12 protein-coding genes are annotated in these 16,986 nt (G+C 60.7%); 5 read left to right on the forward strand and 7 right to left on the reverse strand.

The window, feature by feature from the left end; genetic code table 11:
• Positions 1-50 precede the first annotated feature (50 nt).
• Positions 51-1,061: a beta-N-acetylhexosaminidase gene (gene nagZ, locus HF257_RS09435; RefSeq protein WP_185709374.1), complete on the forward strand. Its 1,011-nt coding sequence runs from the start codon at positions 51-53 to the stop codon at positions 1,059-1,061.
• Between the two features lie 113 nt (positions 1,062-1,174).
• Here the strand turns inward: nagZ and HF257_RS09440 are convergent, their stop codons facing one another.
• From HF257_RS09440 to mfd, 3 genes are read right to left on the reverse strand one after another with little or no spacing between them, the layout of a single operon-like run.
• Positions 1,175-3,865, reverse strand: a complete 2,691-nt coding sequence (locus HF257_RS09440) for a DEAD/DEAH box helicase (RefSeq protein WP_185709373.1) — start codon at positions 3,863-3,865, stop codon at positions 1,175-1,177.
• 9 nt (positions 3,866-3,874) lie between these two features.
• Positions 3,875-4,444 carry a CsiV family protein gene (locus HF257_RS09445; RefSeq protein WP_185709372.1) on the reverse strand — a complete coding sequence of 190 codons (570 nt, stop codon included), beginning with the start codon at positions 4,442-4,444 and terminating at the stop codon, positions 3,875-3,877.
• An 11-nt stretch (positions 4,445-4,455) separates the two neighbouring features.
• Positions 4,456-7,905 (reverse strand): transcription-repair coupling factor, encoded by a 3,450-nt coding sequence (gene mfd, locus HF257_RS09450; RefSeq protein WP_185709371.1) that lies wholly within the window; start codon positions 7,903-7,905, stop codon positions 4,456-4,458.
• Positions 7,906-8,245: 340 nt separating this feature from the next.
• On the opposite strand from mfd, the gene HF257_RS09455 reads away from it, so the two are divergent.
• Positions 8,246-9,709 (forward strand): glyceraldehyde-3-phosphate dehydrogenase, encoded by a 1,464-nt coding sequence (locus HF257_RS09455; protein ID WP_185709370.1) that lies wholly within the window; start codon positions 8,246-8,248, stop codon positions 9,707-9,709.
• A 97-nt stretch (positions 9,710-9,806) separates the two neighbouring features.
• On the opposite strand, the gene tcuC is transcribed toward HF257_RS09455, so the two are convergent.
• Together tcuC and HF257_RS09465 are read right to left on the reverse strand one after the other, a co-directional pair.
• Entirely contained in the window at positions 9,807-11,108 is a 1,302-nt protein-coding gene (gene tcuC / locus HF257_RS09460) for an MFS transporter (RefSeq protein ID WP_185709369.1), read from the reverse strand.
• Positions 11,109-11,365: 257 nt separating this feature from the next.
• Positions 11,366-11,908 carry a chalcone isomerase family protein gene (locus HF257_RS09465; RefSeq protein WP_185709368.1) on the reverse strand — a complete coding sequence of 181 codons (543 nt, stop codon included), beginning with the start codon at positions 11,906-11,908 and terminating at the stop codon, positions 11,366-11,368.
• Positions 11,909-12,142: 234 nt separating this feature from the next.
• Between HF257_RS09465 and sthA the strand changes: the two genes are divergently transcribed.
• Positions 12,143-13,537, forward strand: coding sequence for a Si-specific NAD(P)(+) transhydrogenase (gene sthA / locus HF257_RS09470; RefSeq protein WP_017526644.1), 1,395 nt, complete (start codon positions 12,143-12,145; stop codon positions 13,535-13,537).
• A 42-nt stretch (positions 13,538-13,579) separates the two neighbouring features.
• On the opposite strand, the gene HF257_RS09475 is transcribed toward sthA, so the two are convergent.
• Together HF257_RS09475 and HF257_RS09480 are read right to left on the reverse strand one after the other, a co-directional pair.
• Complete coding sequence (locus tag HF257_RS09475) at positions 13,580-14,302, reverse strand: glycerophosphodiester phosphodiesterase (protein WP_017737347.1); 723 nt, start codon at positions 14,300-14,302, stop codon at positions 13,580-13,582.
• 44 nt (positions 14,303-14,346) lie between these two features.
• A complete protein-coding gene (locus HF257_RS09480) occupies positions 14,347-14,931 on the reverse strand; it encodes a PilZ domain-containing protein (RefSeq protein WP_185709367.1) in 585 nt (194 codons plus the stop codon).
• Between the two features lie 94 nt (positions 14,932-15,025).
• Between HF257_RS09480 and HF257_RS09485 the strand changes: the two genes are divergently transcribed.
• Positions 15,026-16,276: a lipoprotein-releasing ABC transporter permease subunit gene (locus tag HF257_RS09485; protein WP_185709366.1), complete on the forward strand. Its 1,251-nt coding sequence runs from the start codon at positions 15,026-15,028 to the stop codon at positions 16,274-16,276.
• Positions 16,277-16,283: 7 nt separating this feature from the next.
• Positions 16,284-16,967, forward strand: coding sequence for a lipoprotein-releasing ABC transporter ATP-binding protein LolD (gene lolD, locus HF257_RS09490; protein ID WP_185709365.1), 684 nt, complete (start codon positions 16,284-16,286; stop codon positions 16,965-16,967).
• The last annotated feature ends 19 nt before the right edge of the window (positions 16,968-16,986 follow it).

A 16,986-nucleotide genomic window follows, 5' to 3' on the forward strand; every position in this document is an offset into this window, starting at 1 on the left:
ATCGCGCTGGTCGAGCGCAACGGGTTGTGTGCGTTATTTAAGGAAGGTTTATGAGTGCTGCCCTGCAAGGTTCATTGATGGTCGACGTTGCCGGTACTTGGCTGACGGCCGAGGATCGTCATCTGTTGCGCCAGCCTGAAGTCGGCGGCCTGATCATTTTTGCGCGCAATATCGAGCATCCCCGCCAGGTACGTGAATTGAGTGCGGCGATTCGTGCCGTGCGCCCGGATCTGCTGTTGGCCGTCGATCAGGAGGGCGGTCGCGTACAGCGTCTGCGCCAGGGCTTTGTGCGCCTGCCGGCCATGCGCGCGCTGGCCGACAATCCCAACGCCGACTATTTGGCGGAGCAGTGCGGCTGGATCATGGCCACTGAAGTGCTGGCGGTCGGCCTGGATTTGAGCTTCGCTCCGGTACTGGATCTGGACTACCAGCGCAGCGCCGTGGTCGGCACCCGTTCTTTCGAAGGTGACCCCGAGCGTGCCGCCTTGCTCGCAGGGGCTTTCATTCGCGGTATGAACAGCGCCGGTATGGCCGCCACCGGTAAACACTTCCCGGGTCATGGTTGGGCTGAGGCCGATTCCCACGTCGCCATTCCTAATGACGAACGTAGCCTGGAGCAGATTCGCACCCATGACCTGGTGCCTTTCGCGCGCCTGAGCAAGCAGTTGGCGGCAGTGATGCCGGCCCATGTGATCTACCCGCAGGTTGACGCTCAGCCCGCAGGTTTCTCGCGACGCTGGTTGCAGGACATCCTGCGCGGCGAGCTGCAGTTCGATGGGGTGATTTTCAGCGACGACTTGTCGATGGCAGGTGCCCATGTGGTCGGCGATGCGGCCAGCCGGATTGAAGCTGCACTGACGGCGGGTTGTGACATGGGGTTGGTGTGTAATGACCGCGCCGCCGCGGAGTTGGCACTGAGTGCTGCGCAGCGGATGAAGGTCACGCCGTCGGCGCGGATTGCGCGGATGCGGGGGCAGGCGATTGCTTCGACAGACTATAAGCAGGATCCGCGTTGGTTGGCGGCGCTGACGGCGTTGCGCGATGCTCAATTGATCGACTGAGAATCGTGTTGCGCCCTTCGCGAGCAAGCCCGCTCCCACCTTTGACCGCGTACTGTCTGAAGGACCTCGGTCAAGTGTGGGAGCGGGCTTGCTCGCGAAAACGGTCTAAACTGTCAGCGCTTTTCTTGCTTGTTAGGCAGCGGCGCAAACAACGCTTCGATATCCTCATTGCCCAACTGCCAATCCCCCGTTGTACGCCCATCCAGCACACCCGCCGCCAGGTCGGACTTTTCTTTCTGCAGGTGCTGAATTTTCTCTTCCACCGTGCCCCGCGCAATCATCTTGTAGACGAACACGGGCTTCTCCTGGCCGATGCGATACGCACGGTCAGTCGCCTGGTTCTCCGTAGCCGGGTTCCACCACGGGTCGTAATGGATCACCGTATCGGCTTCGGTCAGGTTCAGGCCTACGCCACCGGCCTTCAGGCTTATCAGAAAGATCTGCAGCTTGCCGCTCTGGAAGTCCTTCACTGGCGTGCGCCGGTCGCGGGTCTGGCCGGTCAATAGGGCGTAGGCAGTCCCACGTTTTTTCAGCTCGATTTCGATCAGGCTGAGCATCGAGGTGAACTGGGAAAACAGCAGGATGCGCCGCCCTTCGGCAAACAGCTCTTCAAGCATTTCCATCAAACTGTCGAGCTTGCCCGAGCTGCTGCCACGGGCGGGCAGGGTGGCGTCGTTGACCAGGCGCAAGTCGCAGCACACCTGGCGCAGCTTGAGCAGTGCTTCAAGAATGATGATCTGGCTGCGCGCCACGCCCTTGCGGGTGATTTCGTCGCGCACCTTCTTGTCCATGGCCAGGCGCATGGTTTCGTACACATCGCGCTGGGCTTCATTGAGGTCCACCCAGTGGACGATCTCGGTCTTGGGCGGCAACTCGGTGGCCACTTGTTCCTTGGTGCGGCGTAACAGGAAGGGTTTGATCCGACCGTTGAGGTGTTGCAATCGCACATCACTGGCGCGCTTTTCGATGGGCACGCGGTAATCGCGATTAAAACTCTTCACGTCACCCAGCCAACCCGGCAGCAAGAAGTGGAACAGCGACCACAACTCACCCAGGTGATTTTCCAGCGGTGTACCGCTCAGGCACAGGCGTTGTCGTGAATTCAGCTCGCGCGCAGCCTGGGCCGCCTTGCTGGAGGGATTCTTGATGTACTGGGCTTCATCGAGGATCAGCACATGCAAGGGCTGTGCGGCGAGCAGTTCGATGTCTTTGGGCAGCAGCGCGTAGGTGGTCAGCAGCAGGTCATAGTCCTGCAAGTGGGGGAAATGTTTCTTACGTCCCGCGCCATACAACGCCAGTACCTTGAGTTGCGGGGTGAAGTGCGCCGCTTCATCCAGCCAGTTCGGAATCAGGCTGGTGGGCATCACGACCATGCACGGTCGATCCAGGCGCCCGGCGATTTTCTCGGTAAGAATATGCGCCAGTGTTTGCAAGGTTTTGCCCAGGCCCATGTCATCCGCAAGTATCCCGCCAACATCGAGCTGGCGCAGCGACTGCATCCAGCTCAATCCTTCCAGCTGATAGGGACGCAAGGTCGCGTTGAGCCCTTCGGGCGCCGCGCACGTGAAGTCCCTGATGTCCCGCAGGCGTTGGGCGAAGTTGCGGATCTTTTCGCCACCCTCCCATTGCAGGGGCAGGTCCTCCAGAGGGTTCAGGCGGATCGCATCGGCCTTGGCCAGGCGCAGCGTGGTGGTGCCGGATTCCTGCAGGTAAAACTCGCCGAGGGTCGCGAGCACAGGTTTCAAGCGGCCGTAGGGCAGTGCGACCTGGATGGGGCCGTGACCATTGGGCAGGCCCGGGATATTCACCAGGATCAGCTCATCATCGCGGCGGCGGGCAAGTTTCTCCGGGTTGAGGATCTCGGTGTGGGAACGCATCAAGTTCAACAGGATCGGCAGCAAGCTCAGCCGTTCGCCGTTGACGATGATCCCCAGTTCCAGATCAAACCAGTCGCGCTCCGGCCCTTCATCGACCGTCGCGTACCAGTCATCGACGGCGCTCAGGTCAAAGCCGAAATCATCATCGATCAGCAACTCCCAGCCCTCGGCTCGCAAGGTCGGGGTGGCATTGAGGGTGAAGGTCAACCAGGCACTGTCATTGACCATCTCAAACAGCTCGCCGGCGCTTTCGGGCAAGGCCTTGCTTTGGCGTGTGGCGATCTTGAACCCGAGAAGACGCAGTTGTTCGCGGTACGGCTGCTCCAGCTCCGGATGCCGCTTGATCCGCAGGCTCTGAGTCTCCTGGCGCACCACGATATCGGCGTTCTTCTGCCCGCTGACGTAGTTGCCCAGGTAGTTGAATGACAGTGCCGCCCGGTGCTGGATATACCGCTGCATCTTGCCATTTCGCGGTTCAAACGCGCTGAACTCCACACTGGCCATCCACAGGCGCGGCACCGGTGGCACATCTTCCATCACCACTTGTGGCAGGGCCACGCGGTTATCCAGTACGGCCTGGAGTTTTTCCAGCAGTTCGGCATCCTGGGCCGCCGCCGGGTAGGCCAGGGTTTCCTGGACTTTGAGCAGCACCGCAGCGATGTGTTTGCAGTTGGTGTGTACCGGGCAGGTGCATCGGCTGTCCACCAGGATCAGCGTGCCCTTGGCCGACTCGCGCAGCGAGATCGTTTGCCGATACACGTTGCCGCCCGAGCCTTCGCAGCTGGCGACGATGGTGCTGTCGCCGGACTCGACAATGCGCACCCGGTTCTCCAGGGCATAGCGCCGGCCACGCTCAAGGCTTTGCTCTTTAAAGCGATTGGCCCACGAAGGGGCCAGGGGTTTGGTCAGCGACGACGGCAGGGACATAGTGCGGGATCAGTCCTGAATGTCAGGCGGTGGTGCGCTGGGCGGCTTGGCGGTCAGCGAGGTGATCTTGATCAGCAGCGCCAGATGGCCTCCGTCCAGGTAGTTGAGCTGGTTGTTCTTGGTGCGCACGTCTTTCTGGGCCAGATGCTCGCTGGCGATCACGCTGCCGTTGCTGTCGAACTGATTGATCCAGAAGTCCGCGTCAATATCGGTGAAGCGGCCCAGTTGCAGGCTCAAGACGCCCTCGATGGGGAACTGGCCGAACTGCTCCTGGCCGTCTGTAATCGCGATCTTCACCGGCTGCTCGCCGAGGTTCTGCTCCCACGCCTTGTGCGCCAACACCGTATAGCTGTTGTCGGCGTTGAGCTTGTCGACAATGTTGTTCAGGCGTGGCGGGCTCAGTTTATCGGTGCCCAGGTGCGCAGCGCCGGCATCCCAGTTTTCCGGGGCGGCGCGGCTGTTGATCACCGGCTCCGCATTCTGGCGCACCAGGATCATTTCCACCTGGTACGGGCTGTCGGCGAACGCCGAAGGTGCCACGACCACCAACAACAGGCTCAGGATGCGGAACAGGCGCATGACGGCGTCCTTCAAACAGATTTCGGGATGAGGCGCTCAAACAGCGCCTCCAGGGTATTAAAGCGTTCTTCGGCGCGTTCCATCGGCACCATGAACTTGAACAGCGTAGCCCCTTCGAACTTGTAGCGGTTGGGTTGGCCCTGGATCAGCTTGATCAGCACCAGCGGGTCCACCGGCGTCTGCGCTTCGAACTCGATGCGCCCACCTTGCGGCCCTGCATCGACCTTCTTGATCCCCAGTTGCTCGGCCTGCAATTTGAGCAAGGTCAAACGCACCAGGTTTTTGGTCGGTTCCGGCAACAAGCCGAAGCGGTCGATCATTTCCACCTGCAGGTCCTTGAGGCCTTCTTCGTCGGTGGCCGAGGCGATGCGCTTGTACAGGATCAGCCGCGCATGCACATCCGGCAGGTAGTCCTCGGGGATCAGCGCCGGCAAGCGCAGGTTGATCTCCGGGCCGCCGCCCAAGGGTTGATCGAGGTTCGGTTGCTCGCCCTTGCGGATGGCTTTCACCGCCCGTTCAAGCATCTCCATATACAAGGTGAAACCCACAGCCTGGATCTGCCCGCTCTGGCCATCGCCCAGCAGTTCGCCAGCACCACGGATTTCCAGGTCGTTGGTGGCCAGCACAAAACCGGCGCCCAGGTCCTGGGTGTTGGCGATAGCCTCCAGGCGCTTTTCCGCGTCGGAGGTGATCTGTTGGCGCGGCGGCGTCAGCAAATAGGCATAGGCCTGGTGGTGACTGCGGCCGACGCGGCCGCGCAACTGGTGCAACTGAGCCAGGCCGAATTTGTCGGCACGCTCGATGATGATGGTGTTGGCGCTCGGCACGTCGATGCCGGTCTCGATGATGGTCGAGGCGATCAGCACATTGAAGCGCTTGTGGTAGAAGTCGCTCATCACTTGTTCGAGTTCGCGCTCGCGCATCTGCCCGTGGCCGATGGCGATGCGGGCTTCGGGCACCAGTTCGGCGAGGTCGGCGGCGCATTTCTCGATGGTCTTCACATCGTTGTGCAGGTAGTACACCTGCCCGCCGCGCAGCAGTTCGCGCAACAGCGCTTCCTTGACCGTGCTTTTGTTTTGCTCCATCACGAAGGTGCGCACCGACAGGCGTCGTGCCGGCGGCGTGGCGATGATTGACAGGTCGCGCATGCCCGACACCGCCATGTTCAGCGTGCGCGGAATCGGTGTGGCGGTCAGGGTAAGAATGTCCACTTCGCTGCGCAGGGCCTTGAGCTGTTCCTTCTGGCGCACACCAAAACGGTGTTCTTCGTCGATGATTACCAGGCCCAGGTTTTTGATCTTCACGTCGTCCGACAGCAGCTTGTGGGTGCCGATGACGATGTCGATCTTGCCTTCGGCCAAATCGGCGACCGCCGCATTCACTTCCTTGGCGGACTTGAAGCGGCTCATCACTTCCACAGTCACAGGCCAGTCGGCAAAACGGTCGCGAAAGCTGTTGTAGTGCTGCTGGGCGAGCAGGGTGGTCGGTACCAGGATCGCCACTTGGCGACCGCCGTGTACCGCAATAAACGCGGCGCGCATGGCCACTTCGGTCTTGCCGAAGCCCACGTCGCCGCAGACCAGGCGGTCCATCGGCTTGGGCGCGAGCATGTCGGCGCGCACCGCTTCAATAGTGGTTTGCTGGTCTGGGGTTTCTTCGAAGGCGAAACCGGCGCTGAAGGTGGCGTAGTCGGCTTTAGGGTCGGCGAACGCATAACCTTCGCGGGCGGCGCGGCGCGCGTAGATGTCGAGCAGTTCGGCGGCCACGTCGCGCACTTGCTCGGCGGCCTTGCGCTTGGCTTTCTGCCAGGTCTCGGAGCCCAAACGGTGCAACGGCGCCAAGGCGTCGTCGCTGCCGGTGTAGCGCGCGATCAGGTGCAGGTTGGCGACCGGCACGTAGAGCTTGGCGCCCTCGGCGTATTCCATGGTGAGGAATTCGGCGGCCTGGTTGTCGATCTCCAGGGTCTGCAGGCCGAGGTAGCGGCCCACACCGTGGTCGATATGCACCACCGGCGCGCCTTCGCGCAGCTCGGTGAGGTTCTTGATCACGGCATCGTTGTTGGCGTCGGCACGTTTTTCGCGGCGACGGCGCTGCATCACGCGTTGGCCGAACAGCGGGCTTTCGGCGATCAGTGCCAGGGCCGGATCGTCCAGCAGCAAGCCTTCATCCAACGGTGCGATGGTGATTGCCAGGCGGTCTTTGCTTTTCACAAAGTCCGGCCAGCTGTCGACGGTTTTCGGTCGCAGCTTCAGGCGTTCCAGCAACTCCAGCAGTACTTCGCGGCGGCCGGCGGATTCGGCGGTAAACAGCACGCGGCCGGGGAAGTCACCGAGGAAGTTGGAGAGCGCTTCCAGTGGCTGGTTGGCCTTGGCTTCAATCGCCAAATTAGGCAGCGTTTGCGCGGGGAAGCGCTCACGGCCACTGCCGGCTTCCACGTCCTGCTGGCTGGCGACCACGCGCGGCCAGCTTTTCAGGCGGGCGAAGCAGTCTTCCACCGGCAGGAACAGCTCGGCGGGCGGCAATAGAGGACGGGAGGGGTCGACGCGGCGTTCTTCATAACGATTACGTACGTCGTTCCAGAAGTTTTCTGCCGCTTGTTCGATGCCGGGCAGCGAGAACACCTGGGTGTCCTGGGGCAGGTAGTCGAACAGGGTGGAGGTTTCGTCGAAGAACAGCGGCAGGTAGTACTCGATACCGGCCGGTGTAATCCCGCTGCTCAAGTCCTGGAAGATCGGGCAACGGCGGAAGTCGACGTCGAAGCGTTCACGAAAGCGTGCCTTGAAGCGCGTGACCGCATCCTTCTGCAGCGGGAACTCGCGCGCCGGCAGCAGTTTGATCGATTCCACCTTGTCGATGGAGCGCTGGTTCTCGGGGTCGAACGTGCGCAGGGTTTCGATTTCGTCATCGAACAGGTCGATGCGATAGGGCAGTTTGCTACCCATCGGGAACAAGTCGATCAATGCGCCGCGTACCGCGAATTCACCGTGCTCGTACACCGTGTCGACGCAGCGGTAGCCGCTGGCTTCCAGGCGCGTGCGCATCTGCTCCACGTCGAGCTTCTGGCCAACATCCAGCACCAGGCTGCTGCCCAGCAGGAACTTGGTCGGCGCCAGGCGATGCAGGGCCGTGGTGATCGGCACCACTAGCAAGCCGTGGGCCAGTTCCGGCAAGCGGTACAGGCTCGCGATGCGTTGGGAGATGATGTCCTGGTGCGGCGAGAACAGGTCGTAGGGCAGGGTTTCCCAGTCGGGAAAATGCAGCACCGGCAAATCGGGGGCGAAGAAGCTCAGCTCCTGCTCCAACCGTTCGGCGCTTTGGCTGTCGGCGGTCAGTAGCAGGGTAAAGCGTTTGGCTGCGCTGGCAGCCTCGGCAATGGCCAGGCTCAGGGCGGCACCGGGCAGATTGCCCCAGTGCTGTTTGCCTGCCGCAGCAGGGAGAAGCGGTAGACGCAGGACGGGCACGGAAGGTTGAGCTCCAAGCGTTGCGACAAAGTCGGTAATTGTAACGGTGCGAGGCGCCGTCTGTCAGTTGCTGACTGAGCCTATTACGGTTTGTAGGAAATGTAGTGGCTAAGACAAACAATGGTGCCTTTTGGCTCAATATGTAGTGTCAAAAAGCACGAGGTTTTCGGAGGGTTACGGATAAGTCGCCCTGCCTGACAAGAAGCTGGTCTTCTGGAACCCGCGTATTTACTGGGCTCCAGCGGGGTGTCAATTTTTGGCAAGCACTTTTTGTTGCCTGGGGCGCATTGCTCCGAGGCCAGTCGGGCGGCATAATGTAGCCCCTTTTTTCTGCCCCTACATGTGGAAGGTTCCCGTGACTCAGAAGCCCGACCAGTGTCTTGGTGAATGGATCGACCGTGAAGCACTCGCAGAAGCGATGATTCCGCTTATCGGCCAGCTGTACCGCAATAACAATGTGGTGAGCTCGATCTATGGCCGCAGCCTGATCAACCAGTCTGTCATCGCGATTCTCAAAGCTCACCGCTTTGCGCGCCATCGCTCCGCCGACGACAGCGAACTCTCCGTCCACGAAACATTCCCACTGCTTAAAGCCATGAGCGAGCTCAAGCTCGGCGCGGCTTCGGTAGACCTGGGCAAGTTGGCCTACAAATTCCGCAAAGAAGGCGCTGGCCGTACCGCCGAGCAGTTCGTGCGTGAAGAAATGGCTGACGTGGTAGGTCAACAGAACGCCGCTGCCCGTAAAGGCACCGACGTTGTGCTGTACGGCTTCGGTCGTATCGGCCGCCTGCTGGCGCGCATCCTGATCGAAAAAACCGGTGGTGGCGACGGCCTGCGCCTGCGTGCCATCGTTGTGCGCAAAGGCGCCGAGAACGACCTGACCAAGCGCGCCAGCCTGCTGCGTCGCGACTCGGTACACGGTCCGTTCAACGGCACCATCGTCATCGACGAAGAAAACAACACCATCACCGCCAACGGTAACCTGATCCAGGTGATCTACGCGAAGAACCCGACTGAGGTGGACTACACCCAGTACGGCATCAAGGACGCCCTGCTGGTGGACAACACCGGCGTATGGCGTGATGCCGACGGCCTGGGCCAGCACTTGGCGTGCCCGGGTATCGACCGCGTTGTCCTGACCGCACCGGGCAAGGGCAAGCTGAAGAACATCGTTCACGGTATCAACCACGGTGAAATCACCGCTGACGACAAGATCGTGTCCGCTGCTTCCTGCACCACCAACGCCATCGTGCCGGTGCTCAAGGCAGTGAATGACAAGTTCGGCATCGTTAACGGCCACGTTGAAACCGTTCACTCGTACACCAACGACCAGAACCTGATCGACAACTTCCACAAGGGCGATCGCCGTGGCCGTAGCGCCGCGCTGAACATGGTGATCACCGAGACCGGTGCTGCCACCGCTGCTGCCAAGGCCCTGCCTGAGCTGGCCGGCAAGCTGACCGGTAACGCGATCCGTGTTCCGACGCCAAACGTGTCGATGGCTATCCTCAACCTAAACCTTGAGAAAGCCGCCACCCGTGAAGAGATGAACGAGTACCTGCGCTACATGGCGCTGCACTCCGACCTGCATAAGCAGATCGACTTCGTTAATTCGCAGGAAGTGGTGTCCACCGACTTCGTGGGCTCGCGCCACGCCGGTGTGGTGGACGCTGAGGCGACCATTACCCAGGACAACCGCGTTGTGCTGTACGTGTGGTACGACAACGAGTTCGGCTACAGCTGCCAGGTGGTTCGCGTGATGGAAGACATGGCTGGGGTCAACCCGCCGGCGTTTCCGCGCTAAGCGTTCGCAGTAAATGAAAAAGCCCCGACTGGTTCGGGGCTTTTTTATGCCTGTGGGATTTGGGGTGAATGTGAGGGCCTCTTCGCGAGCAAGCGATCTATCGAGCGCCACCAATCACTGAGGCCTGCGCCGTCCTCAGCTCATGCCGATTGCCTTTAAACAGCACCAACGTCGCAATCAACCCCAGCACCGCCGCCCCACTCAACCAGATCCCCGGCGCCGCCTTGTTGTCCAGCACATGGATCAGGTACGTGCACGCCGCAGGGGTGAAGCCGCCAAACGTTGCGGTCGCCAGGCTATAGGCCAGGGAGAACCCGGTGGTGCGCACTTCCACCGGCATGATCTCGGTGAGCGCCACCACCATTGCACCGTTGTATGAGCCGTACAGGAACGACAGCCACAGCAGCACAATCAGCAGGTGGGTGAAACTTGGATTGACCACCAGCCATGACAGCGCCGGATACGCCGTGAGGATCGCCAGAATAGTTGCGCCGAGCAGCAGGGGTTTACGCCCGATCTTGTCGGACACCGCGCCCATCACCGGCAACCAGATGAAGTTCGAGATGCCCACGCAGACGGTCACCAGTAGGGCGTCGAAATCCGACAGGTGCAGTTCGGCCTTGCCGAAAGTGGGGGTGTAGGCGGTGATCAGGTAGAACGACACGGTGGTCATCACCACCAACGCCATGCCCGCAATGACGACGCCGAAGTTCTGACCAATCGAACGGACAATTTCCTGCAGGGTAGGGCGATGTTTCCGGGCCTGGAATTCAGGGGTTTCTTCTAGAGAGCGACGAATCACGAAGATCACCGGCACGATCATGCAGCCAATCAGGAACGGTACCCGCCAGCCCCAATCACCCATCTGCTCTGGGCTGAGCCAGTGGTTCAGGCCTACGCCGAGCAAGCCGGCGAACACCACGGCGGCCTGTTGGCTGGCGGATTGCCAACTGACGAAGAAACCCTTGCGCCCAGCGGTGGCGATTTCCGCCAGGTACACCGACACACCGCCCAGCTCTACACCAGCCGAGAAGCCTTGCAGCAAACGGCCAAACAACACCAGCAAGGGCGCGGCGACGCCGAGGGTGGCATAGCCTGGTACACAGGCAATCAGGATGGTGCCGGCAGCCATCAGGGCCAAAGTGATCACCAGGCCTTTCTTGCGGCCGTGACGGTCGATGTAGGCGCCGAGGAAGATTGCGCCGAGTGGACGCATGAGAAAACCGGCGCCGAAGGTCGCGAGGGACAGCATCAGGGAGGCAAAGGCGCTGTCGGTGGGAAAGAAGGTCTTGGCGATGGCCGTGGCGTAGAAGCCGTAGACCATGAAGTCGAACATTTCGAGGAAGTTACCGCTGACAACGCGAAAGATCGCCTTGCCTTTGCCCGTTGAAGTGGACATGTCATTCACTCGTTTTGGCTATCTTATTAGTGATTCCCTGGTCGCAGATCGTCCTTTCGGTGTTTTGTAACCATATGTGTATTAGTCGCTACCGGCAATAAATTTGATAGCACGCTGACTAAATGCCAAAGGATCTGTGGGCGATAAAAATCCAAATGTGGGAGCGGGCTTGCTCGCGAACGCGGTGTGTCAGGCACTTGATGAGCTATCTGGCACGCCGCGTTCGCGAGCAAGCCCGCTCCCACAGGGGATGTGCGTTAATTCAGGAGGGAGTTGCGCAGGCTGTCGGAGAGGCCTTTAGGTGCCAGCCAAATTCCCAGGTAAACCCTCGCCAGTTCGTCATCGCGACTGCTGAACACCACCTGATCATTGATCTCCAGGTTCAGGCCACGGCCGGGGTGAAAATCCAGGGCGTACCGGTCACCGCTGCGAATGTCGCGAAAACGGGCGTGCAGTTGATCCAGTTCAGGTTTCAAGCGGGTGAGGGTGGCGGCTGTTTGCTGGCGCTCCAAGGCCGTAGTGGCGGCTTTGATTACATCGTTGCGGTCGATGTTGCGAAAGTAATACAGCGCCAGGCGCAGGCTCTTCTGCTGGCTCCAGGCTTGTTTGGCAGGGGTGTCGTCCGGGGCATACAGCGCGGCGGCGTAGACATCCGCCCAGAGATAGATCAGCACCGCCTGGTTTTTCAGCACCAGGTCATGGGACTGCGCCGGGAAATCGGCTTGTCTGAGCCGGTCCGCCTCACTGGCCTGCACCGTGACCGATAACATCAGCAATAAACAGAAAACGACATGCCGCATAATGGCTCGTCCTGCGAAGGTGCGTGGTGGGAGTGTAATTGTAATTTCCTGGTGCTGTAGTAAAGGCAATACTGGCCTACGACGCGACCAAGGGTTAATGTGCGCGGCGTTGAGCCTTATATAGACTGTGCCCCGGTTCACACACTTGAGCCAAATTGTCCTTCATGACCGCTGGCCGCGGCATGATTTAGCCCGGCGTCCAACCGTACGCCTGGCCTGTTCTGAGGAGTACGCATGGCTGTCTACAACTACGACGTGGTGGTACTGGGTTCCGGCCCGGCTGGAGAAGGTGCGGCGATGAACGCCGCCAAAGCGGGGCGCAAGGTGGCGATGGTCGATAGCCGTCGCCAGGTCGGCGGCAACTGCACCCACCTGGGTACCATCCCGTCCAAGGCCTTGCGTCACTCGGTGCGCCAGATCATGCAGTTCAACACCAACCCGATGTTCCGGGCCATTGGTGAGCCGCGCTGGTTCTCGTTCCCGGACGTGTTGAAAAGCGCCGAGAAAGTCATCTCCAAGCAAGTGGCCTCGCGCACCGGTTACTACGCTCGTAACCGTGTCGACCTGTTCTTCGGCACCGGCAGCTTCGCCGACGAGCAAACCATCGAAGTGGTCTGTTCCAACGGCGTGGTCGAGAAGTTGGTGGCCAAGCACATCATCATCGCCACCGGTTCGCGCCCTTATCGCCCGGCCGATATCGATTTTCACCACCCGCGTATCTACGATAGCGACACTATCCTGAGCCTGGGCCATACCCCGCGCAAACTGATCATCTACGGCGCCGGCGTAATCGGCTGTGAATACGCCTCGATCTTCAGCGGCCTGGGTGTACTGGTAGAGTTGGTAGACAACCGCGACCAATTGCTGAGTTTCCTCGACTCGGAAATTTCCCAGGCGTTGAGCTACCACTTCAGCAACAACAACATCACCGTGCGCCATAACGAAGAGTATGAGCGGGTCGAAGGCCTGGACAACGGGGTGATCCTGCACCTCAAGTCCGGCAAGAAGATCAAGGCCGACGCCTTGCTGTGGTGCAATGGCCGTACCGGCAACACCGACAAGCTGGGCATGGAAAACATCGGGGTCAAGGTCAACAGCCGTGGCCAGATCGAGGTGGACGAGAACTACCGCACCTGCGTGCCGAACATCTACGGCGCCGGTGACGTGATCGGCTGGCCAAGCCTGGCCAGTGCCGCCCATGACCAGGGCCGTTCGGCCGCTGGCAGCATCGTCGACAATGGCAGCTGGCGTTATGTGAACGACGTGCCGACCGGGATCTACACGATTCCCGAGATCAGCTCGATCGGCAAGAACGAGCACGAACTGACCAAGGCCAAGGTGCCTTATGAAGTGGGCAAGGCGTTCTTCAAGAGCATGGCGCGTGCGCAGATCGCCGGTGAGCCGCAAGGCATGCTGAAGATCCTGTTCCACCGTGAAACCCTGGAAGTGCTCGGCGTGCATTGCTTCGGCTATCAGGCGTCGGAAATCGTGCACATCGGCCAGGCCATCATGAACCAGCCGGGTGAGCAAAATACCCTCAAGTATTTCGTCAACACCACGTTCAACTACCCGACCATGGCCGAAGCCTATCGGGTAGCGGCCTACGACGGCCTCAACCGGCTTTTTTGAGCGGCTCCGGCCGGTGGCCTGAGCCGGCCGGGGAGACCGATTTCAGTAATTCTCGAGAGTGGCAGTGGCCAAACCGGGAAAGTCTGTAATCAGGCTATCTACGCCGAAGTCGGCGAGCCTGCGCATCAGCGCAGGTTCGTTGACGGTCCACACGGACACGTGCAGGCCCTGGCGCTGGGCTTTTTCCAGACGCTCAGGGGTGCACAACGTCCAGTTCAACGCCAGAATCTCACAGCCATAGTTTTGCGCGACCTTCAGTGGGTCGAGCCAGGCGTATTCGGCCACCAGCCCGCGTGACAGGTCGGGAGTGAGTTCAACCGCCGCCTTCAGCACTTCCCGCGAACTCGACGTCACGGTGACCTTGTCCATCAGGCCGTGGCGTACGGCCATTTCTCGAATTGCGAGCACGGTGGTCGCAGCGCGGGTGCGCGAAGCGCTTTTGACTTCCAATTGCCAGTGATCGAAATCGCACTGTTCGAACAATTCTTCCAAGCGTGGGATCGGGCAGGGCTTGACCCAGCCCGGGCCGCCTTTGCGCGCGTCCATCTTCACCAAGTCTGCTGCCGAATACTCGACGACCTTGCCGCGTCGGTCGGTGGTGCGCTTGAGGGTTGGGTCGTGAATGACCATCAACTCACCGTCCATGGACAGGTGCAAATCCAGTTCGCAGCGGCGTACGCCGTGCTTGAGGCATTCCTGAAAGCTGGTGAGGGTGTTTTCCGGTGCTTCGCCTTTGGCACCGCGGTGGCCGTAGATCAGGGTCACAGTTGCTCCTATGCGCCAGCTTGTCTGGCGGGGTGAATACGTATTCAGGTGTCTTGGGCGTCGCTTTGTTCCCGCGCCAGGCGGCGTTCCTGGGCTTGTTTCTGCAGGATGTAGCGCGCGAGCAGTTGGCGCTGGGCGTCGGTCATGGATTCGAATTCCGTGCCCACGTCAAAACCACCGCCCTTGGGGTCGCAATGGGTGACCCGCGCGCGCAGCAACAGGCCGAGCGCCTGGGGCATCAGCACCAGCTTGATGGCCAGGTGCGCGCCGGGGGCGAGGGGCGTGGGGTGCTGGAAGTCGATGCCGCCTTCGGAAATGATCACCGGCTGCGGGGCGCCGACCTCATCGCGCAAGCTTTGCGCCATGACCTGGCTGAGCAGATCCAGGCGTTTGTTCTGGACTTTGAGGAAGGCGGCCAGGCTGCGATCTTTCTCGCTGATCTGGCGCAACAGGTGCTGGGCTTCGAATTCGCTCAGGTGCAATTCGCTGAGCAGATTGAACAGTGGAGAATCATCCAGCAACACTTCCTTGCTCGCCACTTCGGGGGCGGAGAGGCTTTTGATTTGAAGTGCGATCATGTCGTCGATACGGTAGTATTCGCGGCGTTCTTCTTCATCTAATGTCGACATGGCGAACCCCAGCTAGCGGTAATGGTCAGAGTGTAAAGCTGCTTACCAGACCCCGCCACCGGGACGTCTTCTTTTCCTCCGAACAAGCCCCGACATGTTCAGACCTCTCTTCGTATTTATCGGCACGCGTTATACCCGTGCAAAGCGTCGCAATCATTTTGTGTCGTTCATTTCCTTGACCTCGATGATCGGGCTCGCCTTGGGCGTAGTCGTGATGATCGTGGTGCTGTCGGTGATGAACGGCTTCGATCATGAGATGCGTACCCGCGTGCTGGGCATGGTGCCCCACGCGACCATTGAAGGCGATTCGCCGATTAGTGACTGGCAAAGCCTGGCCGACAAGGTCAAGCAGAACCCCAAGGTGGTGGCCGTTGCGCCGTTCACCCAGATGCAGGGGTTGCTGACCAATGACGGCAAGGTGCAGAAGATCCTGCTCAATGCCATCGACCCGGCCCAGGAGCGCAAAGTCTCGATCATCGACAAGTTCATGTTGTCGGGCAAACTCGATGACCTGGCGCCTGGCGAGTTCGGCATCGTGATCGGTGACAAGGCGGCGGCCAAGCTCGGTGTGGGCCTGGGCGACAAGCTGACCTTCGTCGCCCCGGAAGTCACCGTGACCCCGGCCGGCATGTTCCCGCGTATGAAGCGCTTCACCGTGGTCGGTACCTTCCACGTGGGCGCTGGCGAGATCGATGGCTACCTGGGCCTGACCAACCTCACCGACCTGGCGCGCCTGCATCGCTGGCAGCCAGACCAGGTGCAGGGCCTGCGCCTCAAGTTCAGCGATCTGTTCGACGCCCCGCGCACATCCTGGGAAATCGCCCAGCACCTGGGCGACAGCCAGTACTACGCCCGCGACTGGACCCGAACCCACGGCAACCTGTACCAGGCCATCCGCATGGAAAAAGCCATGATCGGCTTGCTGTTGCTGCTGATCGTTGCCGTGGCCGCCTTCAATATCATCTCCACGCTGGTGATGGTGGTGAACGACAAGAAGGGCGATATCGCGATTTTGCGCACCCTTGGCGCCACGCCGGGGCAGATCATGGCGATCTTCATGGTGCAGGGTACCGTGATCGGCGTGGTCGGTACCTTGATTGGCACCGCCGTGGGCATTCTGGCCGCGTTGAACGTCAGCGCCGCCATCGCCGGCCTCGAAACCCTGATCGGCCACAAGTTTCTCAACGCTGACGTCTACTTCATCGACTACTTGCCGTCCCAGGTGCAGGCCCAGGATGTGTTGATGGTGGGCGGTGCTGCGTTGGTCCTGAGTTTCCTTGCCACCCTGTATCCAGCCTGGCGCGCGGCACGTACCCAGCCAGCACAGGCCTTACGTTATGAGTGAATCGGGCATGAGTGAAAAAGCAATCTTGAGCTGCCGCGACCTGGGCAAATCCTACGAGGAAGGCCCGGAGTCGGTGGTGGTGCTGTCGAACCTGCAGTTGGAACTGCATCCTGGTGAGCGCGTGGCGATTGTCGGCAGCTCCGGTTCGGGCAAAAGTACCTTGCTGAACCTGTTGGGCGGGCTCGATACGCCGTCCAAGGGCAGCGTGTGGCTGGCGGGTGAAGAACTGTCGGCCCTCGGTGAAAAGGCCCGTGGCCAACTGCGCAACCGTTCACTCGGCTTTGTGTACCAGTTCCACCACTTGCTGCCGGAATTCACGGCCCTGGAAAACGTGTGCATGCCGCTGCTGATCGGCAAGACCGCCATCCCGGAAGCCCGCCAGCGTGCCAAGGCGCTGCTGGAGCGCGTCGGCCTGGGCCATCGTCTGGAGCACAAGCCGGCTGAATTGTCCGGCGGCGAGCGCCAGCGCGTGGCCATCGCCCGCGCCCTGGTCAACAACCCAGGCCTGGTGATGCTCGACGAGCCTACTGGCAACCTGGACTCCCACACCGCCCAGGGCATCAAGGACTTGATGCTGGAACTGAGCACCCAGATGCGCACCGCGTTCCTGGTGGTGACCCATGACATGAGCATGGCCCGCCAGATGGACCGCGTGTTGCACCTGCAGGAAGGTCATCTGGTCGCCATCTGACCTGTTTCAAGCCCGGTGT

It is taken from the genome of Pseudomonas cremoris, from assembly GCF_014230465.1.

Excerpts from the sequence above, each read along its gene's own strand:
- nagZ (WP_185709374.1), top strand. The coding sequence starts at position 51 with ATGAGTGCTGCCCTGCAAGGTTCATTGATGGTCGACGTTGCCGGTACT.
- HF257_RS09440 (WP_185709373.1), bottom strand. The coding sequence starts at position 3,865 with ATGTCCCTGCCGTCGTCGCTGACCAAACCCCTGGCCCCTTCGTGGGCC.
- HF257_RS09445 (WP_185709372.1), bottom strand. The coding sequence starts at position 4,444 with ATGCGCCTGTTCCGCATCCTGAGCCTGTTGTTGGTGGTCGTGGCACCT.
- HF257_RS09455 (WP_185709370.1), top strand. The coding sequence starts at position 8,246 with ATGTGGAAGGTTCCCGTGACTCAGAAGCCCGACCAGTGTCTTGGTGAA.
- tcuC (WP_185709369.1), bottom strand. The coding sequence starts at position 11,108 with ATGTCCACTTCAACGGGCAAAGGCAAGGCGATCTTTCGCGTTGTCAGC.
- HF257_RS09465 (WP_185709368.1), bottom strand. The coding sequence starts at position 11,908 with ATGCGGCATGTCGTTTTCTGTTTATTGCTGATGTTATCGGTCACGGTG.
- sthA (WP_017526644.1), top strand. The coding sequence starts at position 12,143 with ATGGCTGTCTACAACTACGACGTGGTGGTACTGGGTTCCGGCCCGGCT.
- HF257_RS09480 (WP_185709367.1), bottom strand. The coding sequence starts at position 14,931 with ATGTCGACATTAGATGAAGAAGAACGCCGCGAATACTACCGTATCGAC.
- HF257_RS09485 (WP_185709366.1), top strand. The coding sequence starts at position 15,026 with ATGTTCAGACCTCTCTTCGTATTTATCGGCACGCGTTATACCCGTGCA.
- lolD (WP_185709365.1), top strand. The coding sequence starts at position 16,284 with ATGAGTGAAAAAGCAATCTTGAGCTGCCGCGACCTGGGCAAATCCTAC.